At 74.2% G+C, this 21,740-nt stretch carries 15 protein-coding genes, 1 pseudogene and 1 riboswitch; of the genes and pseudogenes, 6 read left to right on the forward strand and 10 right to left on the reverse strand.

Annotation, left to right across the window (positions count from 1 at the left end):
- A pseudogene (locus tag E4099_RS04360) lies at positions 1-534 on the reverse strand (hypothetical protein); the annotation flags it as partial.
- Positions 535-1,068: 534 nt separating this feature from the next.
- Here E4099_RS04360 and sepH point away from each other — a divergent pair.
- Positions 1,069-2,169: a septation protein SepH gene (sepH, locus tag E4099_RS04365; RefSeq protein WP_135337586.1), complete on the forward strand. Its 1,101-nt coding sequence runs from the start codon at positions 1,069-1,071 to the stop codon at positions 2,167-2,169.
- 193 nt (positions 2,170-2,362) lie between these two features.
- Here sepH and E4099_RS04370 read toward each other — a convergent pair whose 3' ends face one another.
- Positions 2,363-3,199 (reverse strand): sulfurtransferase, encoded by an 837-nt coding sequence (locus E4099_RS04370; protein ID WP_135337587.1) that lies wholly within the window; start codon positions 3,197-3,199, stop codon positions 2,363-2,365.
- Positions 3,200-3,476: 277 nt separating this feature from the next.
- Between E4099_RS04370 and E4099_RS04375 the strand changes: the two genes are divergently transcribed.
- Positions 3,477-4,247: a VOC family protein gene (locus E4099_RS04375; protein ID WP_135337588.1), complete on the forward strand. Its 771-nt coding sequence runs from the start codon at positions 3,477-3,479 to the stop codon at positions 4,245-4,247.
- Positions 4,248-4,406: 159 nt separating this feature from the next.
- On the opposite strand, the gene E4099_RS04380 is transcribed toward E4099_RS04375, so the two are convergent.
- The 4 genes from E4099_RS04380 to E4099_RS04395 all read right to left on the reverse strand — a co-directional run bounded on the left by E4099_RS04380 (position 4,407) and on the right by E4099_RS04395 (position 10,257).
- Positions 4,407-5,132 carry a thymidine kinase gene (locus E4099_RS04380; RefSeq protein WP_135337589.1) on the reverse strand — a complete coding sequence of 242 codons (726 nt, stop codon included), beginning with the start codon at positions 5,130-5,132 and terminating at the stop codon, positions 4,407-4,409.
- 79 nt (positions 5,133-5,211) lie between these two features.
- Positions 5,212-6,438: an alkaline phosphatase family protein gene (locus E4099_RS04385; protein WP_135337590.1), complete on the reverse strand. Its 1,227-nt coding sequence runs from the start codon at positions 6,436-6,438 to the stop codon at positions 5,212-5,214.
- On the reverse strand, positions 6,438-7,025 hold the full coding sequence (locus E4099_RS04390; RefSeq protein WP_135337591.1) for a DUF5998 family protein: 588 nt from the start codon (positions 7,023-7,025) through the stop codon (positions 6,438-6,440). Before E4099_RS04390 ends, E4099_RS04385 begins: the two co-directional genes overlap by 1 nt.
- A 58-nt stretch (positions 7,026-7,083) precedes the next feature.
- Positions 7,084-10,257, reverse strand: coding sequence for a bifunctional acetate--CoA ligase family protein/GNAT family N-acetyltransferase (locus E4099_RS04395; protein WP_135337592.1), 3,174 nt, complete (start codon positions 10,255-10,257; stop codon positions 7,084-7,086).
- Between the two features lie 197 nt (positions 10,258-10,454).
- Between E4099_RS04395 and E4099_RS04400 the strand changes: the two genes are divergently transcribed.
- Positions 10,455-10,736, forward strand: coding sequence for an HPr family phosphocarrier protein (locus E4099_RS04400; RefSeq protein ID WP_135337593.1), 282 nt, complete (start codon positions 10,455-10,457; stop codon positions 10,734-10,736).
- 195 nt (positions 10,737-10,931) lie between these two features.
- Here the strand turns inward: E4099_RS04400 and E4099_RS04405 are convergent, their stop codons facing one another.
- The 3 genes from E4099_RS04405 to E4099_RS04415 all read right to left on the reverse strand — a co-directional run bounded on the left by E4099_RS04405 (position 10,932) and on the right by E4099_RS04415 (position 15,084).
- Positions 10,932-11,735, reverse strand: coding sequence for a M23 family metallopeptidase (locus E4099_RS04405; protein ID WP_135337594.1), 804 nt, complete (start codon positions 11,733-11,735; stop codon positions 10,932-10,934).
- Between the two features lie 14 nt (positions 11,736-11,749).
- A riboswitch (cyclic di-AMP (ydaO/yuaA leader) is annotated at positions 11,750-11,937 on the reverse strand.
- A 391-nt stretch (positions 11,938-12,328) separates the two neighbouring features.
- Positions 12,329-13,696 carry a M16 family metallopeptidase gene (locus E4099_RS04410; RefSeq protein WP_135337612.1) on the reverse strand — a complete coding sequence of 456 codons (1,368 nt, stop codon included), beginning with the start codon at positions 13,694-13,696 and terminating at the stop codon, positions 12,329-12,331.
- Between the two features lie 17 nt (positions 13,697-13,713).
- Positions 13,714-15,084, reverse strand: a complete 1,371-nt coding sequence (locus E4099_RS04415) for a M16 family metallopeptidase (RefSeq protein ID WP_135337595.1) — start codon at positions 15,082-15,084, stop codon at positions 13,714-13,716.
- Between the two features lie 201 nt (positions 15,085-15,285).
- Between E4099_RS04415 and E4099_RS04420 the strand changes: the two genes are divergently transcribed.
- Entirely contained in the window at positions 15,286-17,736 is a 2,451-nt protein-coding gene (locus E4099_RS04420) for a DNA gyrase/topoisomerase IV subunit A (RefSeq protein ID WP_135337596.1), read from the forward strand.
- Between the two features lie 414 nt (positions 17,737-18,150).
- Here the strand turns inward: E4099_RS04420 and E4099_RS04425 are convergent, their stop codons facing one another.
- The gene (locus E4099_RS04425) at positions 18,151-19,308 is read right to left on the reverse strand and encodes a citrate synthase/methylcitrate synthase (protein WP_135337597.1); all 1,158 of its coding nucleotides are present in this window, start codon (positions 19,306-19,308) and stop codon (positions 18,151-18,153) included.
- A 114-nt stretch (positions 19,309-19,422) separates the two neighbouring features.
- Here E4099_RS04425 and E4099_RS04430 point away from each other — a divergent pair, with 114 nt between their 5' ends.
- The gene (locus E4099_RS04430) at positions 19,423-20,670 is read left to right on the forward strand and encodes a citrate synthase (RefSeq protein ID WP_135337598.1); all 1,248 of its coding nucleotides are present in this window, start codon (positions 19,423-19,425) and stop codon (positions 20,668-20,670) included.
- A gap of 126 nt (positions 20,671-20,796) precedes the next feature.
- Positions 20,797-21,723 carry a ferredoxin family protein gene (locus tag E4099_RS04435; RefSeq protein ID WP_135337599.1) on the forward strand — a complete coding sequence of 309 codons (927 nt, stop codon included), beginning with the start codon at positions 20,797-20,799 and terminating at the stop codon, positions 21,721-21,723.
- Positions 21,724-21,740 lie beyond the last annotated feature (17 nt).

Genomic DNA, 21,740 nt, shown 5'->3' on the forward strand with positions numbered 1-21,740 from the left:
GCCGTCTCCCGGGCCGGGCCGCTGCTGCGGGGTCGCGGGTGCGCGGGGCGGCTCGCGATGGGTGCCCCCGCCCGAGGGGCCGGAGACGCTGCCGCTGACCGTGGTGCCGTGGTGGTTGCCGCCCCAGAGGTTGGAGACCGGGCCCCCGGCGAACAGTTCGATGCCCGTGAGGGTGCCCATGGCCAGGACGAAGACGGTGCCCGCGGCGAGCGCGGGGCGCTTCCAGCCGCGCAGCCGGGTGCCGTGGACGGTCGCCGCGCCGTACTCCCCGGTGGGGGTGGGCGGCGCCTTCCGGAACGCGGCACCGGATGCGTCCTGCGGCAGGCCCGCGGGCCAGGCCTGTTCCCTGGCCTCCCGCAGTTGTTCCCCGGTGCGGCGGAAGAGGTGCTGGAAGACCGAACCGCCCGTGGTGGCCACCACGCTCACCACGCCGGCGCCCGCGATCGTGCCGTACACGCCGAGCCTGGAGGCGAGCACCGCCGCGGCCACCGCGGCCAGTGCGCTGCCGGCGACCTGGGCGACGCTCAACTCCAAGCGTCGTTTTTCCGCCTTTCGCGCGCGCCCGGTCGGATTTTCCGCACTTTCGGCTTTGACGTCCATCTCCTGTCCCTGCTTGAGCATTCATGCCCCCTTGCAGTCAGAAGTGACATCTGAGCGAATCGCGAAGTTCCCTTTCTGGCGCTTCTGTGAAACTTGCCACCCATCAGCCCCATCAAGATCCGATGCACCACGGCCAACCCGGCCCCCGCCCTCGAACTTGGCTGGCGCGCCGGTCCACCCAAGTGGCCCAAATGGAGTACTGTGGCGAGCCTTGGCCCCGCCATTCCGTCCGCCCGCCCGGACCCGGAAGGAGGGGCCGAACAGCGGCAACTCAACCGGCGGTGCCGCGACATGGCAGGAGTATCGCTGCACAGAGTGACGATCGTCACTATGAGTTGCGAAACAGGTAACCGTGCCATAACGGCGGATCGGGGCCCAGGCCCGACACGCCGGGCAACTCGGCAATGTTGTGGCAGGCTGCACCCGGGCAGGCCACACTCGTCTAGCGGGAGAACGGCAGCGACGCACGTGACGTCGGCAGGCACCACCCGGGAGGTCCCCATGCCCGAACTGCGTGTCGTGGCCGTCAGCAACGACGGCACACGGCTGGTGCTCAAGGCTGCGGACAGCACGGAGTACACGCTTCCGATCGACGAACGGCTGCGCGCCGCGGTGCGCAACGACCGTGCCCGGCTCGGCCAGATCGAGATCGAGGTCGAAAGCCATCTGCGTCCCCGCGACATCCAGGCGCGCATAAGAGCCGGAGCCTCCGCGGAGGAAGTCGCCCAGCTCGCCGGCATCCCGGTGGACCGGGTACGCCGCTTCGAGGGCCCGGTGCTCGCCGAGCGCGCCTTCATGGCCGAACGCGCCCGGAAGACCCCGGTACGCCGCCCCGGCGAGAACACCGGCCCGCAGCTGGGCGACGCGGTCGCCGAACGGCTGCTGCTGCGCGGCGCCGAGAAGGACACCGCTCAGTGGGACTCCTGGCGGCGGGACGACGGCACCTGGGAGGTGCTGCTGGTCTACCGCGTCGCGGGCGAGCCGCACTCGGCGAGCTGGACCTACGACCCGCCCCGGCGGCTGGTCCAGGCCGTCGACGACGAGGCGCGGGCACTGATCGGCGAGACCGACGACACCCCGGAGCCGAGCTTCCCGTTCGTCCCGCGGATCGCCCGGCTGCCGCGGGACCGGGTACTCGACCGGCCCGAGCGCCCGGAGCGCTCCGATCGGCTGGACCGGCCCGAGCGCCCGGCGATGGGGGCCGCGATGGAGGCGGACGGGGCGGTCGCCGCGTCCGCCGAGGACGTCGCGGCCGAGCGGGACTCGCTGACCAGCCTGCTGGAGGCGGTGCCCAGCTTCCGCGGCGATCTGGTCGTCCCCGAGCCGCCGCAGATCGGCACGGTGGAGGAGCCGGACGAGGAGGCCGAGGCGGTGGAGCCGCCGGCGGCCAGCGCCGGAGCGGCGTACGCCGACGTACTGATGCCGCGCTCGGTGGCGGGCCACCGGGAGCGGTTGATCGGGACCACGGACCGTCAGGCGGAGGCGGACGGGGTCCGCCCCGGGCGGCGTGCGGCGGTGCCCAGCTGGGACGAGATCGTGTTCGGGACGCGGCGCAAGAAGTCGGACTGAGGGCTGCCCCTCCCGTCATCGAGGCCCGAGCCCAGAGGACTCCGGCGCCCTTGGCGGGCGGCGGAGTCCTCGTGCGTTCCCTCGGTCGCTCTCATTCGCTCCCATCGGCCCTCTTGGATCCTGATGGGCCGCGCCCCTCCCCCGCCCGGCCGTCACCCCTGGTCCGGGGGCCGGGCCGCGGGGTGGGCGACGCTCAGACGGATTCCGGGCCGGTGGCCACCGGGCGGGCCGGGTCGGCGGACCACTCGCTCCAGGAACCGACGTACAGCGCGGCCGGAATGCCGACCGCGGCCAGCGCCAGGACCTGCTGGGCGGCGGAGACGCCCGAGCCGCAGTAGACGCCGACCTCGGTCCCCTCGGTCACACCGAGCCCGCGGAAGCGCTCGGCCAGCTTCTCGACCGACAGGAATCGGCCATCCGCGTCGAGGTTCTCGGTGGTGGGGGCGGAGCGCGCCCCGGGGATGTGGCCGGCCACCGGGTCGATGGGCTCGACCTCGCCGCGGTAGCGCTCCGCCGCCCGGGCGTCCAGCAGCACCCCGCGGCGCGCCAACTCGGCCGCCTCGTCCGCCGTGAGCAGCCGCAACGCTCCGGGGGCGGGGGTGAAGTCGCCCGCCGGGACCTGGGGCTCCTCGCTGCTGAGCGGGCCGCCGTGCGCGGTCCAGGCGGCCAGTCCGCCGTCCAGCACCCGCACCGACCGGTGCCCGGCCCAGCCCAGCATCCACCAGGCGCGGGCGGCGGCCCAGCCCTGGGCGGCGTCGTAGACGACCACCTCGCGGTCGGCGGTGATCCCGGCCCGGCGCATCGCCGCGGTGAACACCGAGAGCTCGGGCAGCGGATGCCGGCCGGCCGGGCCCGGCTTCCCGGCCAGTTCGGCTTCCAGGTCGACGAAGACCGCGCCCGGGATGTGCCCGCCCTCGTAGTCGGGCCGGCCGTGCGGGGCGCCGAGCCGGTAGCGGACGTCCAGCACGACGGGCGGCAGCTCGGCCGCCAACTCGTCCGCGAGTTGGGATGCGGTGATGATGACAGTCATGGGACCCATCCTTGCGTAGACGCGGCTGCGCCGAATGGTCCCCCTACCCCCCGGATGTGTACCGGATCGCTCTCGGCCGGCAACAGGGCGGAAACGGAAGTGCCGCGCGGAAACGGGCACTCCCCTCCCGGGACGTGCGGGATACGGCGCGGCTGGGACGCGCCGTGCGGCCGGTGGTGCGAACATCTGACCCTGTCCCCTACCACCGCCTTCATCACTGAGGAGCCGATCGGCCCGGCGCCGCACGGCTACCACGACGATCCGAGGAGAGTGTGAGTTGACCGAGGCACCCGCCCGGTGCGCACCGGGCACGCCCTGTTGGACGAGTCTGATGGTGCACGACCTGGCCGCGACGCGGGACTTCTACCACGCCCTGTTCGGCTGGGACTTCACGCCCGGACCGCGGGAGGCGGGCAGCTGCGTGCGTGCGGTGCGCGGCGGCCACCCGGTGGCCGGAATCGGCACCCTGCCCCCGGAACGGCGGGCGCCCGTCGCCTGGACGACCTATCTGGCCTCCGATGACGCCGATGAGACGGCCGAGCAGATCCGTGCCTGCGGCGGCACGGTGGCGGTGGGGCCGCTGGACGCGCAGGAGGCCGGGCGGTTGGTGATCGCCGCGGACCCGGCGGGCGGGGTGTTCGGGGTGTGGCAGACACGGTCCCGGGTGGGGGCGGTGCGCTCCGGCGCCCTGGGCACTCCCGTCTGGCACGAGCTGCTCACCCAGGAGACCGCCGCGGTGGGGAAGTTCTACGCCGGTGTCTTCGGCCTCGGGCTGGAGGTGACCGCCGCGGACGCGGACCGCGGCAGGCTGTCGGTGGGGGGTCGGCCGGTGGCCGGGCTCCAGGGGATGGGCAGCGCCCTGCCGCGGGACCGGGGAACGCACTGGGTGCCGTTCTTCGCGGTGCGCGACGCGGACGCGGCGGCCCGCACGGCCGTGGACCTGGGTGGGGCGCTGATCCGGCCACCACGGGACGGGGCGATCGGCCGCCGCGCGGTGGTGGCGGACCCGGAGGGCGCCGTGTTCGCGGTGGTCCGGACGGACGGCTGACGGGCCCCGGTCGGGCCCGCCGGACGCGGCCGCGGTGCGCCCCGGTCAGCTGGGCCGGTCGCGGCCCCCGGCCAGACCCCGGTCAGGTCCGCCGGACGCGGCCGCGGTGCGTCCCGGTCCGTGCCCGGGCGCGGCGGCTCGTCGGCGCGCACCGCCGGGTCACGGTCGTACGAGCGGGCCGCCGTCGGAACACGGGGAAGGCACAGACGACACAGGAGACGCGGAAGAAGCCGGGGACCCGGTGTCCACGGGCAGCACGTCCGGGGAGAGCGCGGCGGCCCGCGCGGCGGCCGCGGTCATCCGGCGGCGGTGGTGGCGCCGGCACAGCACCTCGTAACCCACCTCGCTGCCGGGCCGGTTGACGTCCCCGACCACCACCTGGGCCCCCTCGACCACCATCTGCCCGCCCACCGTGCGGGCGTTGTGGGTGGCGCGGGCCCCGCACCAGCACAGCGCCTCGACCTGGAGCACCTCGATCCGGTCCGCGATCTCGACCAGTCGCTGGGAGCCGGGGAAGAGCTTGGTGCGGAAGTCGGTGGTGATCCCGAAGGCGAAGACGTCGAGTTCCAGGTCGTCGACGATCCGGGCGAGCTGGTCGACCTGGAGCGGGTCGAGGAACTGGGCCTCGTCCACGATGACGTAGTCCACCCGCCCGCCCGCCGTGAGGTGGGCGACCACCCGTGCGTACAGGTCCATTCCCTCCGCCGCCTCGACGGCGTCGGTGACCAGCCCCAGCCGGGAGGAGAGCTTGCCGGCGCCCGCCCGGTCGTCGCGGGTGAAGATCATTCCCTGGAGTCCGCGCGCCGAGCGGTTGTGCTCGATCTGCAGAGCAAGGGTGCTCTTTCCACAGTCCATGGTTCCGGAGAAGAACACCAGCTCGGACATGGGGGTGGGAACGCCTTTCGTGATCATGCGGCAGGGGCCGCGGCGCGGGTGCGCGTGGCCGGGGAGGTGCGGGGAGGGATCAGGAACGTACTTCCAGCAGCGGCACCAGCTGCTCGACCGCGGTCATCGAGCCGTGCAGCCCGACCATCGCCGACTCGTTCGGCTCGGTCTCGGTGGCCACGATCGCGACATCGGCGGCGGCCGCGGCCACCACGTCACCGATCCGCGCGCGCACCCGGTCGTCCACGCCGCCGCCCTGCTCCGGCCGGCCGAACCAGCCGGCCTCGATGGCCTCGTCCCGGCCGGCCACCCACATCCGGTCGCCGAGCACCTCGCGCCAGACGGCCAGCACATCGGCGGCGGCGCCCGGGACGGCGTACACATGCCGGGCCCGGCCCTCGCCGCCGAGCAGGGCGACGCCCGCGCGCAGCTCCCAGTCCTCGTCGAAGTCGATCCGGGACTCCGGGTCGAAGGGGATGTCGATCATGCCGTGGTCGGCGGTGACATAGAGCGCGGAGCGCGGCGGCAGCTGCTCGGCCAGCCGCTGCGCCAACCCGTCCACGTACATCAGCTGGCCGCGCCACTCGTCGGAGTCCACACCGAACCGGTGGCCCTTGCCGTCCACCTCGCTGTAGTACGTGTAGACCAGCGAGCGGCCCCCGGCGGCCAGCTGCCGGGCCGCGAGGTCCATCCGCTCCTCGCCGGAGAGCCGGCCGTGGAAGGTGCCGCCGCTCAGCGCGATCTTGGTGAGCGGGGTCTGCGCGAAGGCCGGCGCCGAGACCTGGCAGGTGTGCACCCCGGCGGCGTCCGCGAGCTGGAAGACGGTGGGGTAGGGCTGCCAGCGGTAGGGGTCGGTCCACGGCTGCCAGCGCAGCTGGTTCATCAGCGCACCGGTGGCCGGGTCGGCCACGGTGTAGCCGGGCAGGCCGTGGGCGCCGGGCGGCAGGCCGGTGCCGACCGAGGCGAGCGAGGTCGCGGTGGTGGAGGGGAAGCCGGCGGTCAGCGGGGTGCCGGTGCCGTTGCCCGAGCTGCTCAGCAGCGAGGTCAGGAAGGGGGCCTCGGCGGGGTGTTGGCGCAGCAGCTCCCAGCCCAGCCCGTCGATCAGGAAGACGCAGACCCGGTCGGCGGGGGCCAGCTCCAGGCCGGAGCCCACACCCGGGACGCCCTGCCCGGCCGCGATGGCGGGCAGCAGGTCGGCCAGCGAACCGGTGCCGTAGCGGGGAGCCGGGGCAGTGCGCGGGTCCAGCACGACGGGCTCGTGCCAGCCGGAGTGGGCGGCCGTGGGGCCCATGGCGAACTCGGGCATCAGCGAGCGCTGTCCGTGGTGGCCTCGGAGAGCGCCTGGGCGAAGGCGAGGGTCTGGCGGACGGTGTCCGGGCCGTCACCGGCCTCGCTCACCCGCAGGCTGAGGTCGTCGGCGGTGGACGAGCCGGTGTAGCCGTGGTCGGCCTCGCAGTTGGGGTCCCCGCAGGCGGCGGGCTCCAGGTCGAGGCGGTTGACCGCGCCCCAGCCGATGGTCAGCACCACCTCGCGGGGCAGCGTGCCCGGGGTGTACGACTCGGGGTTGGCGACCACCCGGCTGAGCACCACCGAGGAGATCCGGTCCAGCTTGACGGACTCGGTGGAGGTGGTGGCGTACGGCGACGGGGAGGTGTTGTCGGCGGCCTGCTCGTCGGTGTGGCTCACGATGAACCGGGTGCCGGTCAGCACCAGCACCGTGACATGGCGGCGCACCTCGTTGGAGTCGAAGGTCGTCTCCTGGTGGACCAGGTACGACAGAACCCGCTCGCCGCCCACGGCGGCCTCCACCGCTTCGGCCACGAGTGCCGGGTAGTAGCCGCTGCGCTCGATGGCCGCGCGCAGCCCCTGGGTCGTCGTACCGGTCTTCGCCATGTGCTCCATCCTACGGGGCGCGGCGGCCCTCGGGCCCCTCCCCTGCCGCGCCCGCCGGTCAGTAGACCGGCATGTGGCGCGGGCCCAGGTCGGTACGGACCGGGGGCGGGGCCAGCCGCACCGCGGCGCCGAGCACGGAGAGGCCGGAGGCGGCCACCACCACCGGCTCCAGGTCCACGGCCACCACCTCGGGGTGGTCGTCCACCATCCGGGACACCCGCAGCAGCAGTTCCTCCAGGGCGGCGGTGTCGACCGGCTGGGAGCCCCGCCAGCCGAAGAGCAGCGGCGCGGTGCGGATGGCCCTGATCAGCTCGGCGACGTCGCGGTCGGTGGCGGGCACCAGCCGGTGCGCGGTGTCGCCGAGCAGCTCGGAGGGGGCGCCGGCGAGGCCGAAGGAGAGCACCGCCCCGGCGGCCGGGTCGATCGCGGCCCGGACCACGGTGTCCACCCCGCGGGGCGCCATCCGCTGCACCACCGGCCGCAACTCCTCGGGCGGGCCCAGGCGTTCGGTCAGCTCGGCGTAGGCGCGGCGCAGCTCCCCCGCGCTGCCCAGGTCCAGCCGCACCCCGCCCAGGTCGGTGCGGTGCCGCAGGTACGGGGCGGTGGCCTTGAGGGCGACCGGGAAGCCCAGCCGGGTGGCGGCCCGCACGGCGGCCTCCGGGTCCGGCGCGGGCAGCGCGGGCAGCAGGCTGATGCCGTAGCGGGCGAGCAGCCGCTGGGCGTCCGGCTCCGACAGGTCCACGCCCGCCCCGGCGGCGTACTCGGGCGCGGTGGCTCCGCCGGCGGTCCCGGCCGCCTCGGCGGCGCCTGCCGAGGGGCCGGCCGGCGCGGGCCAGACGGCCGCGTCCGGGGCCTCGGGGAGCGGCGGCTGGGCGGCGGACCAGGGCCGCGGGGCGGTGGTGTCCGCGGCGAGCAGCACCTCGATGTCCTCGGCGGCCCCGGCCTGGTCGATGTCCTCGTACTCGGGCACCCGGCCGGGGTCGGCGGACCGGCGCCGCCAGTCCGCGTACCGCACGGCCTCCGCCAGCGCCCGCACCGCGCGCTCGGCGGAGGGGTAGGTGGGGATCGGGGGCAGCTCCGGGGCCGGCCAGGGGCCTGCCGCACCTCCGCGCTCGCCCCCGGCACCCGGGGCGTCCGCGGCGCGCGGAGCGGGGCTGGGGTCTGCGGTGCCACCGATGGCAGCGCCCGGGGCGTCCGCCGAGCGCGGGGCGGGCCCGGGGTCCGCGGCCTCGCCGACGGCGGTGCCGGAGGCGTCCGCCGAGCGCGGGGCGGGTCCTTGCTGGTGCGTGCGGGCCGGGTCCGGCGCGGGCGCGGTCAGGGGCGCCGCCAGGGCCTCCGCCAGGCCGGGGATCTCCAGGTGCACCACGGCCACGGGCTTCCCCGGGCCGCCGGCACCCTCTCGTTCCGCCGCCGCGGCGGCGCACGCCTCCCGCACGGCGGCGGCCAGTTCGGCGGGGGCGGGGGCGCCGACCCACGGCATGGCGTTCACCACGACCGCGTCGCAGATGTCGTCGGCCAGTACCGCGCGCAGCGCGCGGCCGAAGTCGGCCGGCGCGGCCGCGGTGGTCAGGTCGCGGGGCGGCAGCGGGTCGAGGCCCTCGGTGCGGCAGGCGTCGTAGGTGAGCAGGCCGAGCGACTCGGAGTTGCCGAGGATGGCCACCCGCGAGCCGGCCGGCAGCGGCTGGGCGGCCAGGAGCAGCCCGGTGTCGGCCAGCTCGGTGACGGTGTCGACGCGGATCACCCCGGCCTGGCGGAGCAGGTCGGTGACGGTGGCGTCCGGGATCCTGGTGGTGGGGACCGCGTGGCCGGGGGGCGCGCTGCCGCTGTGCCGGGCGCCCTTGACCACCACCACGGGCTTGGCCGCGGCGGTGCGCCGGGCGAGGCGGGTGAACTTGCGCGGGTTCCCGAGGGATTCCAGATACATCAGGGCGATGTCGGTGTGCGGATCGTCGTGCCAGTACTGCAGCAGGTCGTTGCCGGAGAGGTCGGCGCGGTTGCCGGCGGAGACGAACGTCGACAGACCCGAGACGGTCAGCAGTCCGCCGGGGCGCCGGTGCAGACCGGACAGCAGGGCGATGCCGATCGCCCCGGACTGGGTGAACAGCCCCACCCGGCCGGCCGGCGGCAGCTCGGGCGAGAGGGAGGCGTTGAGCCGTACGCCCGCCGCCGTGTTGATGATCCCGAAGGCGTTGGGGCCGATCACCCGCATGCCGTGGGAACGGGCCTGCCGGACCAGCTCGCGCTGCCGCGCCCTGCCCTCGGGGCCGCTCTCGGCGTACCCCGAGGAGATCACCACCAGGCCCTGGACTCCGTGCTCGCCGCAGTCGGCGACCACGGAGGGCACCTGGGCGGCGGGCACCGCGACGATGGCCAGCTCGACCGGCTCGGTGATCTCGGCGAGCGACCGGTGGGCCGGTACGCCCTCGGGCTCCAGCACGGTCATGCCCTCCGCGAAGGCGTGGTTGACCGCGTGGACGCGGCCGGTGAAGCCGCCGTCCAGCACGTTGCGCAGCACGGTGCGGCCGAGCCCGCCGGGGTGGCGGCCGACGCCGATGACGGCGAGCGAGCCGGGGGCGAGCAGGCGCTGTACGGACCGGGCCTCGGCGCGCTGTTCGCGCCCGCGCATCACGGCGACCGAGCGGGCGGTGGGCTCCAGGTCGAGCTCCAGGCGGACCACGCCGTCCTCGAAGCTGCGCTGCTGGGTGTAGCCGGCGTCCGTGAACACCTTGATCATCTTGGTGTTGGCGGGCAGCACCTCGGCGGCGAAGCGCCGGATGCCGCGCTCCCGGGCGACCGCGGCGATGTGCTCCAGCAGGGCGGAGGCCACACCGCGGCCCTGGTGGGCGTCCTGGACCAGGAAGGCGACCTCGGCCTCGTCCGGGACCGGGCCCCCGGGGGCGGACGGGGAGTGGGCGGACCGGCCGCGCTCGTCGATCCGGTCGTACCGCACGGTGGCGATGAACTCGTCGCCGACGGTGGCGGCCAGGCCCACCCGGTCGACGTAGTCGTGGTGGGTGAAGCGGCGCACGTCGCGGTCGGAGAGCCGGGGATAGGGGGCGAAGAAGCGGTAGTACTTCGACTCGTCCGAGACGTGTTCGTAGAAGCTGACCAGCCGCTGCGCGTCGTCGGGGGTGATGGGCCGGATCTGCGCGGTGCCCCCGTCGCGGAGCACCACATCGGCCTCCCAATGGGCCGGATAGCTGTGCCGGTCTGGGTCCGGCGCGATCTCCATGGGCCCAGCCTAGAGCCTGCCGCGGGGCATGTGTCGGGCGAGCCCGGCCCGGTGCGCGGCACCCCTCCCGGGTGTGGGCCCCGGTGCGTCGCGGGGTTCCTCGCGGGGCGGCCGACCGTGGCGACAAGTCCGTATCAGACCATTGCCGACCCCGTGAGAGACTGGTCTAGACAACCCACGACCTGAAGGGCTACACCATGGTTGAGCGCCGCGTCACCGTCGGCTGGGCCGAGGGCCTGCACGCCCGTCCCGCCTCGATCTTCGTTCGGGCCGCGACCGCGTCCGGCGTCCCCGTGACGATCGCCAAGGCCGAGGGGAACCCGGTCAACGCCGCCTCCATGCTGGCCGTGCTCAGCCTGGGCGCGCAGGGCGGCGAGGAGATCGTGCTCGCCTCCGAGGACGAGAACGCCGAGGCGGCGCTCGACCGTCTGGCCAAGCTGGTCGCCGAGGGCCTCGAGGAGCTGCCGGAGACGGTCTGAGCCGACCCCGCCGCACACGCGCCGAAGGGCCGCGGTACTCCGAGAGATCGGAGCGCCGCGGCCCTTCGGCGTGAGCGGGGTCGGGACTGCCGGAATGCCGCCTTACGCGGGTACGGCGCAGGCCCCGGCCGAGATGGGCCGGGGCCTGTGCGGAGGCTGGCTGCCGGCGCGGCGGGAGGGCGCGCCGGGGGGCGGTCAGATCTTGACGCCGTGCGAGCGGAGGTAGCTGATCGGGTCGATGTCGGAGCCGTACTCCGCGCCGGTGCGCGCCTCGAAGTGCAGGTGCGGACCGGTGGAGTTGCCGCTGCTGCCGGAGAGCCCTATCTGCTGGCCCGGGGTGACCGTCTGGCCCACCGAGACGCTGAGGGACGACAGGTGGCCGTACTGCGTGTAGGTGCCGTCGTTCATCTTGATGACGACGTTGTTGCCGTACGCGCCGCCCCAGCCGGCCTCCACCACGGTGCCGGAGCCCACCGAGTGCACCGGGGTGCCGGAGGCGGCGTGGAAGTCGATGCCGGTGTGGCTGCCGGAGGACCACAGGCCACTGGAGGCGTGGTACTGGGTCGACACGTAGGAGCCGGCGACCGGCATCACGAAGGTGTTGAGGCGCTTGCGCTCGGCCTCGCGGGCGGCGCGCAGCCGGGCCTCCCGCTCCGCCTTGGCCTTCTTCTCGGCGGCCTCGGCGCGGCGCTTGGTGGCCGCCGCCTCGCGGGCGGCGTCCTGGCGGGCCTGCTCCTGGGCCTCCTCCTGGGCCTCCGCCTGCTCCTGGCTGGCCGCCTGGGCGTCGATCCCGTCCGCGACGTGGTCGCCGACCACGATCGTCTGGTTGAGACCGGTGTCCTGGAACCGCGGGGCGCCGTCCGGGGCGGCGAAGGCCGGGCCGGCCAGCGAGGCCACACCGGAGGCGGCGATGGTGGCCACCCCCGCGAGCTGGGCCCCGGCGGGGATCGAGGCACTTCGGGCGCGGCGGTGCTTACCGGTGGGACGGGTGAACGCCATGAGCCGGCGTACTCCTTTCCTTCCTTCTCGCCTACCGGGTTAGCTGACGGGTTCGGAGCAGGAAGGTCTCCTACGGGCCCCTCTGGCGAGGCACCCGATTCACCCCTGGGGACATGGGCCCCTTCCTGCCCGATGGCGGGCGAGGAGGGAGGGTCCCCGGCTCCCTCAGGCTCACACCTGGGGGACTCGGCGATGACTGTCCGGGCCGCGGGTGCGGCACCAGCTGACGAACAGCCGCATTGACGCTAGACGCGTGATCTTCTCTTCACCAAACGGATCCGGGATTTTGTTGCATGCGCCACAGGCCAGACGCCCCGTCATGCCAATAAAACGGACATTGCCCAAGCGGAAAGGAGGACTCCGGCGCCCGGTATGGCGCCGGAGTCCTCTGTGTCCCTCATGGGGTGATTCGGTGTCAGCCACCCCCGCGCGGCGGGGAGACCGCGGCCGGCGGGGAGACCGCCGGCCGGGCCGCACGGCGGTCGGCCCGGCGGCACGGCGGTCGACAGCGGCGCGGTGCTCGGCCCGGCGGGTGCGGCGGTCGACCCTGCGGTGCGGCGGTGCGGCCGGAGCCGGCCGCCGCACCGGACCGGTCAGCCGCTGACCACCGTGACCTCGCCGATCCCGAGCGCGCGGACCGGCTCCTCGATGGCGGCGGCGTCACCGACGAGCACGGTGACCAACCGGTCCACCGGGAAGGCGTTCACCACGGCCGCCGTCGCCTCCACCGTGCCGGTCTCGGCCAGCCGGGCGTACAGATGGGCCTGGAAGTCGTCCGGCAGATGCTGCTCCACCTGGTCGGCCAGGGTGCCCGCGACCGCGGCGGCCGTCTCGAACTTCAGCGGGGCGACGCCGACCAGGTTCTGTACCGCGACATCGCGCTCCTCGTCGGTCAGCCCCTCCTCGGCCAGCGTGCGCAGCACCCGCCAGGTGTCCTCCAGCGCCGGCCCGGTCACCTCGGTGGCCACCGAGCCGGTGATGGCGAGCATCGCCGCCCCGGAGCCGTCCGGCATCGACCGCAGCACCTGCCCGAAGGAGCGCACCCCGTAGGTGTAGCCCTTCTCCTCGCGCAGCACCTGGTCCAGCCGGGAGGTGAGGGTGCCGCCCAGGCAGTAGGTGCCGAGCACCTGGGCGGGCCAGACCCGGTCGTGCCGGTCGGCGCCGATACGGCCGATGAGCAGCTGGGTCTGCACCGCGCCCGGCCGGTCCACGATCACCACCCGGGCGGTGTCGTCGGCGGTGATCGCCGGGTAGGTGCGCTGCGGGGCGGGGCCGCCGCTCCAGCTCCCGAGGGTGTCGGCCAGCACCTGGTCCAGGTCGACGCCGGTCAGGTCGCCGACCACCACGGCGGTGCTGGTGGAGGGGCGGACATGGGCCTCGTAGAAGGCGCGGACCGCGGTGGCGTCGATGCGCCGCACCGTCTCCTCGGTGCCCTGGCGGGGGCGCGAGGGCCGGGAGTCGGCGGGGAAGAGCTCCTTGGACAGCGCCATCGAGGCGCGGCGGGCCGGGTTGGCCAGCTCGTGCGGGATTTCGTCGAGGCGGTTGGCCACCAGCCGCTCCACCTCGCCGTCGGGGAAGGCGGGGGCGCGCAGCGCGTCGGCGAGCAGGCCCAGCCCCCGGGCCAGCCGGGAGACCGGGACCTCCAGCGAGACCCGTACCCCGGGGTGGTCGGCGTGCGCGTCCAAGGTGGCGCCGCAGCGCTCCAGCTCGGCGGCGAACTCCTCCGCGCTGTGCTTGTCGGTCCCCTCGGACAGGGCGCGGGCCATGATGGTGGCGACCCCGTCCAGCCCCGCGGGCTCGGCGTCCAGCGGGGCGTCCAGGTTGACCTCGACCGCGACCACCTGCTGGCCGGGTCGGTGGCAGCGCAGCACGGTGAGCCCGTTGGGCAGCTCACCGCGCTCGGGGGCCGGGAAGGCCCACGGCTTGGCGGCGCCGGCCGTCGGCTGCGGGTGGAAGGTCATGGTGGCGGCGGTGTCGCTCACTGGGCGCGGTCTCCTTCGTCGTCCTGGTCGTCGCCGGCGGCCCCCGACGCGTCTGTCTCCGCGGGCGCGGTGGGCTCGTAGACCAGCACCGCGCGGTTGTCCGGACGCAGCCGGGCCCGGGCGATGTCCCGCACCTCCTCGGCCGTGATGTCCAGCACCCGCCGGACGGCGGTGAGCGCCAGCTGCGGGTCGCCGAACAGCACCGCGAACCGGCACAGTTCGTCGGCCCGGCCGCCGACCGTGGCCAGCCGGTCCAGCCACTCGCGCTCCAACTGCGCCTGGGCGCGCTCCATCTCCTCCGCGGTGGGGCCCTCTTCGGCGAAGCGGGCCAGCTCCTCGTCGACCGCCGCCTCCACGTCGGGCACCTCCACCCCGGCGGAGGTCTTCACGTCCAGCCAGCCCAGCGAGGGGGCGCCGGCCAGCCGCAGCAGCCCGAAGCCGGCGGCCACCGCGCTGCGGTCCCGGCGGACCAGGCGGTTGTGCAGCCGGGAGGACTCGCCGCCGCCCAGGACGGTGAGCGCCAGGTCGGCGGCGTCCGCCTCGCGGGTGCCGTCGTGCGGCAGGCGGTAGGCGGCCATCAGGGCGCGGGACGGCACCTCCTCCTCCACCACCTCGCGCAGCTGCTCGCCGATGGTGTCCGGCAGGCTGCCGTCGCGGGGCGGCTGCTTGGCGTCGTGGGAGGGGATGGAGCCGAAGTACTTCTCGATCCAGGCCAGCGTCTGCTCCGGGTCGATGTCGCCGACCACGGAGAGCACCGCGTTGTTCGGCGCGTAGTAGGTGCGGAAGAAGGTCCGGGCGTCCTCCAGGGAGGCGGCGTCCAGGTCGGCCATCGAGCCGATCGGGGTGTGGTGGTACGGGTGGCCCTCGGGGTAGGCCATGCCGACCAGCCGCTCGAAGGCGGTGCCGTAGGGGACGTTGTCGTAGCGCTGGCGGCGCTCGTTCTTGACCACGTCGCGCTGGTTCTCCAGCCCCTCCTCGTCCAGCGCGACCAGCAGCGACCCCATGCGGTCGGCTTCCAGCCACAGCGCGAGCTCCAGCTGGTGGGCGGGCATGGTCTCGAAGTAGTTGGTGCGCTCGAAGCTGGTGGTGCCGTTGAGCGAGCCGCCGGCCCCCTGCACCAGCTCGAAGTGGCCGTTCCCCTTGACCTGCGCGGAGCCCTGGAACATCAGGTGCTCGAAGAGGTGAGCCAGACCGGTGCGCCCCTTGACCTCGTGGCGGGAGCCGACGTCGTACCAGAGGCAGACCGCGGCGACCGGGGTCAGATGGTCCTCGGAGAGCACCACGCGCAGGCCGTTGGCCAGGCGGTGCTCGGTCGCTTTCAGGCCGCCGGTGCCGGCCTGTTGCGTGGCCGTGTGACCCATGGGCATGTACGTCCCTTCGATCGCGTGATGCAGCAGTTGCGAAGCCCTGTGCTGAACGGTCCTGTCACTGTATGCAAGCGCATGGACATCTGGCGAAGTTCCCGGCCCGATGTCCCCGACATGGGTCGTGGTCGGCGTTGTCGGTGCGGCGGTCCACAATGGTCGGCATCAGAACCAGCACTGTCAGTTGAAGGAGCCGCAGCCGCGATGGCCCGCCGCAGCACGAAGACCCCGCCTCCGGACGACTTCGAAGAGCGCATCCTCGACATCGACGTCGTCGACGAGATGCGAGGCTCCTACCTGGAGTACGCCTACTCGGTGATCTATTCGCGGGCCCTGCCGGACGCCCGCGACGGTCTCAAGCCCGTGCAGCGCCGCATCCTGTTCCAGATGAACGAGATGGGGCTGCGCCCCGAGCGCTCGTTCGTGAAGTGCGCCCGGGTCGTCGGCGAGGTGATGGGAAAGCTGCACCCGCACGGCGACGCGTCGATCTACGACGCCCTGGTGCGCATGGCCCAGCCCTTCTCGCTGCGGGTGCCGCTGGTCGACGGGCACGGCAACTTCGGTTCGCTGGGCAATGACGACCCGCCGGCCGCCATGCGGTACACCGAGTGCCGGATGGCCTCCGCGACCTCGCTGATGACCGACTCGATCGACGAGGACACGGTCGACTTCTCGCCGAACTACGACGGCAGCGAGCAGGAGCCGGTCGCGCTCCCCGCCGCCTACCCGAACCTGCTGGTCAACGGCTCGTCCGGGATCGCGGTGGGCATGGCGACGAACATGCCGCCGCACAACCTGGGCGAGGTGATCGCCGCCGCGCGGCACCTGATCCGGCACCCGAACGCCGATCTGGACGCCCTGATGCGCTACGTGCCGGGGCCGGACCTGCCCACCGGCGGCCGGATCGTCGGCCTCGGCGGCATCCGGGACGCGTACGAGACCGGGCGCGGCACCTTCAAGATCCGCGCCACCGTCTCGGTGGAGAACGTCACCGCGCGCCGCAAGGGCCTGGTCGTCACCGAACTGCCCTTCGCGGTCGGTCCGGAGAAGGTGATCTCCAAGATCAAGGACCTGGTCGGCGCCAAGAAGCTCCAGGGCATCGCGGACGTCAAGGACCTCACCGACCGGGAGCACGGGCTGCGGCTGGTCATCGAGGTGAAGAACGGCTTCAACCCGGAGGCCGTGCTGGAGCAGCTCTACAAGCTGACGCCGATGGAGGAGTCCTTCGGCATCAACAACGTCGCGCTGGTGGACGGCCAGCCGCTCACCCTGGGCCTCAAGGAGCTCCTGGAGGTCTATCTGGACCACCGCTTCGAGGTGGTCCGGCGGCGCAGCGAGTTCCGGCGCGCCAAGCGGCAGGACCGGCTGCACCTGGTCGAGGGCCTGCTGGTCGCCCTGCTCGACATCGACGAGGTCATCCGGATCATTCGTTCGAGTGAGAACGCGGCCGAGGCCAAGCGCTCGCTGATCGAGCGCTTCTCGCTGTCCGAGGTGCAGACCCAGTACATCCTGGACACCCCGCTGCGCCGGCTCACCAAGCTCGACCGGATCGAGCTGGAGGCCGAACGCGACCGGCTCACCAAGGAGATCGCGGAGCTCACCCGGATCCTGGATTCGGACGCCGAGCTGCGCAAGCTGGTCTCCTCGGAGCTGGCCTCGGTGGCGAAGAAGTTCGGCACCGAGCGGCGCACGGTGCTGCTGGAGTCGGCGGGCTCCGCGGTCTCCGCGGTGCCGCTGGAGGTCGCCGACGACCCGTGCCGGGTGCTGCTGTCCTCCACCGGGCTGCTGGCGCGTACGGCCCTGAGCGAGTCCGAGGCCGAGGCGGGCGGCGGACGGCGGGCCAAGCACGACGTGATCGTCTCCGCGGTGCCGACCACGGCGCGCGCCGAGGTGGGCGCGGTGACCTCGACGGGCCGGCTGCTGCGGCTCTCGGTGATCGATCTGCCCATGCTGCCCGAGACGGCGGCCGGTCCCAATCTGGCCGGCGGCGCGCAGATCTCGGAGTTCCTGTCGCTGGCGGAGGGTGAGCGGTTGATGTGCCTCACCACGTTGGACGAGTCCTCGCCGGGGCTGGCGATCGGCACCGAGCAGGGCGTGGTGAAGCGGGTGGTACCCGACTATCCGGCCAACAAGGAGGAGTTGGAGGTCATCGGGCTCAAGGAGGGGGACCGGATCGTCGGCGCGGTGGAGCTGCGCACCGGCGAGGAGGACCTGGTCTTCATCACCGATGACGCGCAGTTGCTGCGGTATCCGGCGGCCCAGGTGCGCCCGCAGGGCCGTCCGGCGGGCGGTATGGCGGGCATCAAGCTGTCCTCCGGAGCGAAGGTGATCTCCTTCACCGCGGTCGACCCGGCGGGGGACGCGGTGGTGTTCACCGCCGCCGGCGGCGGTGACACCCTGGACGGCGCGGCGGTGTCGGCCAAGCTGACCCCGTTCGACCAGTTCCCGCGGAAGGGCCGGGCCACCGGCGGGGTGCGCTGCCAGCGGTTCCTGAAGGGCGAGGACCATCTGGTGCTGGCCTGGGCCGGTGCCGCCCCGGCGCGTGCGGCCGGCGCGTCCGGGGCGCCCGTCGACCTGCCGGAGCTCGACACCCGGCGGGACGGTTCCGGAATGCCGCTGGCCAAGCAGGTCGCGGTGGTGGCCGGACCGGTGTAGGGCGACCGCCCCGGACGGGTCGGATACGCCAAGGGCGCGGCACCTCGCGGTGCCGCGCCCTTGGCGTATCGGTGCGCCCGGACCGCCGCGGTTCGGGGTCGGCCGTAGGAGGCGACCGCGGCGCGGGGTCAGCCCGGCGGATGGGCCTCGGTCGGGGACCAGGCCGGTGAGAACCGACTGCCGCGCGGGACCGGGCCGCACCAACCGGCCGCGGCGCGGGGTCACGCCGTACGAACCGGCCGCGGCGGGGGATCAGTCCGTACGAGGCGGCCGCGGCGCGGGATCAGGCCGGCGGGACCGAGTGCCGCTCGGGGCCAGACCGTACGAACCGGCCGCGTGCCGCTCGGGACCAGACCGTACGAACGGCCGCGTGCCGCTCGGGGCCAGACCGTACGAACCGGCCGCGGCGCGGGGTCAGGCCGGTGGGACCGGCTGCGGCGGGGGTGGGCCGACATAGCGCGCGGCCGGGCGGATGATCTTGGACTCCTGGGCCTGCTCCAGGATGTTGGCGCTCCAGCCGACGACCCGCGCGGCGCAGAAGGTCGGGGTGAACATCTCCCGCGGCAGTCCGCACAGCTCCATGACCACCCCCGCGTAGAACTCCACGTTGGTGTGCAGCTCGCGGCCCGGTTTGAGCTCGGCGAGTATCGCCTCCACCTGCCGCTCCACCTCCACGGCGAAGGCCACCCGGGACCCGCCGAGGTCCTGGGCGATCTCCCGCAGCATCCGCGACCGGGGGTCCTCGGTGCGGTAGACCGCGTGCCCGAAGCCCATGATCCGGTCGCCGGCCAGCACCCGCTCGCGCACCCAGGGGTCGATGTTCTCCGGTGTGCCGATGGCGTCCAGGGTGTCCAGGGCCCGGCTGGGCGCCCCGCCGTGCAGCGGCCCGGAGAGCGCGCCGACGGCACCGACCAGGCAGGCGGCCAGATCCGCGCCGGTGGAGGCGATGACCCGGGCGGTGAAGGTGGAGGCGTTGAATCCGTGGTCGATGGTGGAGATCAGATAGCGCTCGACGGCCCGGGCGCGCACCGGGTCCGGCTCGGTACCGGTGAGCATGTACAGGTAATTGGCCGCATACGGCAGGTCGGCGCGGGGCGGTATGGGCTCCTGCCCGGTGCCCAGCCGGTACAGCGCGGTCAGCAGGGTGGGCACGGCGGCGCAGGCGGCCAGCGCCTCGGCCCGGCGGCGGTCGGGGGCGATGTCGTACAAGGGCCGCAGGCCGGCCGAGGCGCCCAGCAGCGACAGGGCGGTGCGCAGCCCGGCGAGCGGCCCGGAGAGCGCGCTGGAGCGGGCCACCGCGGGGAGCACGGCCGCCACGTCGGGCGGGAGTCCGCGCAGCTCGGCCGTCTCGGCGAGGAAGGCCGCGCGCCCCGCGGCATCCGGCAGCTCTCCGAAGAACATCAGGTGCCAGACGTCCTCGAAGGTGCGACTGTGCGCCAGTTCGACAGCCGAGTACTGGCGGTAGTGGTAAAAGCCCTCCCGGCCGCGGACATCCCCGAGTTCGGTCTCGGTGACGACCACGCCGGCGAGTCCTCGGGGTACGTCGGCCGGTGTTTGGGTGCCCATGGTCATCTCTCCTCCTCAATATTGACTCGACTGTCTATGCTTGTCTCATTAACTGTCAATATTGATTTCTTCCCTTGATCAATCAATATTGACAGGGAGCGAACGGGGTACGGTGTGCGCATGGGTGATCAAGAATCGGAAGAGCGGCGGCTGACCACCCGGGAAGCGGCACGGCGACTCGGGGTGAAGCCGGAGACGGTGTACGCGTATGTGAGTCGGGGCCAGCTCAGCAGCCGGCGGAGCCCCGGCGGACGGGGCAGCACCTTCGACGCGGCGGAGGTGGAGGCGCTCGCCCGGCGGGGCCGGCGCGAGACGCGGACGGCATCGGGGAACAGCCCGATCGGCACCAGCATCACCCTCATCGAGGAGGACCGCCACTACTACCGCGGAGTGGACTCGACCGCCCTTGCCGCACACCACGGCTACGAGGAGGTCGCCCAATGGCTGTGGACGGGCGAGATGCGGCCCGGCACCCGCTTCACCGCGCACCCGGAGACGCTGACGGCGGCGGGCCGGGCGGTGCGGGCGCTGCCCGCGCCGAGCGCCATGCTCGACCGGCTGCGGGTGGCGGCGATCGCGGCGGCCGCGGCCGACCCGCTCCGCTTCGACCTGGCCCAGGAGGCGGTGGTGGGCACCGCACGCGACCTGATCGCCACGCTCACCGACGTACTGCCCGTCCTCGGGGAACCCGAGCCCGAGGACGCCCCCGTCGCCCGGCGGCTGTGGACCCGGCTGACCGCGCGGGCGCCCGGCGAGGAGTGGCTTCGGGTGCTGGACGCCGCACTGGTGCTGCTGATCGACCACGACCTGGCCGTCTCCACGGTGGCCGCCAGGGTCGCCGCCTCCGCGCAGGCCCACCCCTACGCCGTGGTCTCCGCCGGACTCGGCGCACTGGACGGGCCGCTGCACGGCGCCGCCAGCGGCTTCGCCCACCGGATGCTGCTGGACGCGGTCGAGCGCGGCGGCGGCGCGGTGGTGGCCGGGCACCTGCGCGCCGGACGCCGGGTACCGGGCCTGGGCCACGTCATCTACCCGGGCGAGGACCCGCGTGCCGGCATGCTGTTCCGGCTGCTGGAGGAGGTGCCGGAGGCGGCCGAGGCGCTGCACGCGGCCCGTGAGGTGGTCGCCACCATGGCCCGGCACGTACCGCTGCACGCCAATGTGGACCTGGCGCTGGCGGTGCTCTCGGTCGCCGCCGGGATGCCGTCGGAGGCGGGCGAGACGGTGTTCGCGGTGGCCCGGACCGCGGGCTGGATCGCACACGCCCTGGAGGAGTACGGCGAGCAGCCCATGCGGATGCGCCCCACCGGCCAGTACCGCGGCCCCCGGCCCCCGCAGTCCCTCCCGGTGCCGGTGCAGCCCACCTGACACGGAGGCCGGCCGGCGGCCGCGAGGAGGCACGGCGCCCGGCCGGGGCGGCTACGTGGGGCGCGGGCCGGCGGCCGGCGGGCAGCTGACGGTGGCCCGAGCGAACATCAAGTTAGGCTTACCTTCGTGAGCATGTGCGCCACCGCCTCCCAGGACCTGTCCGAACCGCTCGCCGGCACGGCGGCGACCGCCCCCACCTGGCTGCTGATCGAGCAGCCCGGCCCCTGGGGCCGAGCCGCCGTCACCGGCAGCCACCTCGACCCCGCCGTCGGCCGCGCCCTGGAGCAGGCCGCCAAGGGCACCGGGGTCCGGGTCGCGCTGATCCGCCGCCCGGGCCGGCACGCGGACCGCCATCTGCCCGCCCGGCACCGGATCTTCGTCGCCCACACCCGGCCCGGCCGGTCCTGGGTCCGCACCACCACCCTGACCGACCCGGCCCGCCTGCTCGACCTCGACCTGGCCGCGCTCGGCGCCGGCGACCTCGGCGGGCTGCCCGCCGAGTGGGCCCCGTACACCGGCGACCCCCTGGCGCTGGTGTGCACCAACGGCAAGCGGGACCGCTGCTGCGCGCTGCTCGGCCGGCCCCTCGCCGCCGAACTCGCGGCCACCGGTGGCGAGGCCGTCTGGGAGATCACCCACATCGGCGGCCACCGCTTCTCCCCCACCCTGCTGGTGCTGCCCTACGGCTACGCCTACGGCCGGGCCACCGCGGACTCGGTACGGGAGGCACTGGAGGCGGTACGCGCCGGGCGGATCGTCACCCGCGGCTGCCGCGGCCGGTCCGCCTGGGAACGCCCCGGCCAGGCCGCGGACCTGGCCGTCCGCGAGCTGATCGGCGAGCAGGACGCCGACGCGCTGACCCTGCTGCGCACCGAGGGCGCGTCCCCCGCCTGGACGATCGCCCTGGCGCACACCGACGGCCGGCAGTGGCAGGTCTCCGTCGCCGAGGTGCGGACCGCGCCCCCGCGCCCGGAGAGCTGCGGGGCGGCGCTGGGCACCCCGGCCCGGATGGAGATCATCGGCATCCGCGAAGTGGTGGGCAGCGCGGTCTGACCGGCTCCCACCGCTTC

This window comes from Streptomyces palmae (assembly GCF_004684805.1).
GTDB lineage: Bacteria > Actinomycetota > Actinomycetes > Streptomycetales > Streptomycetaceae > Streptomyces > Streptomyces palmae.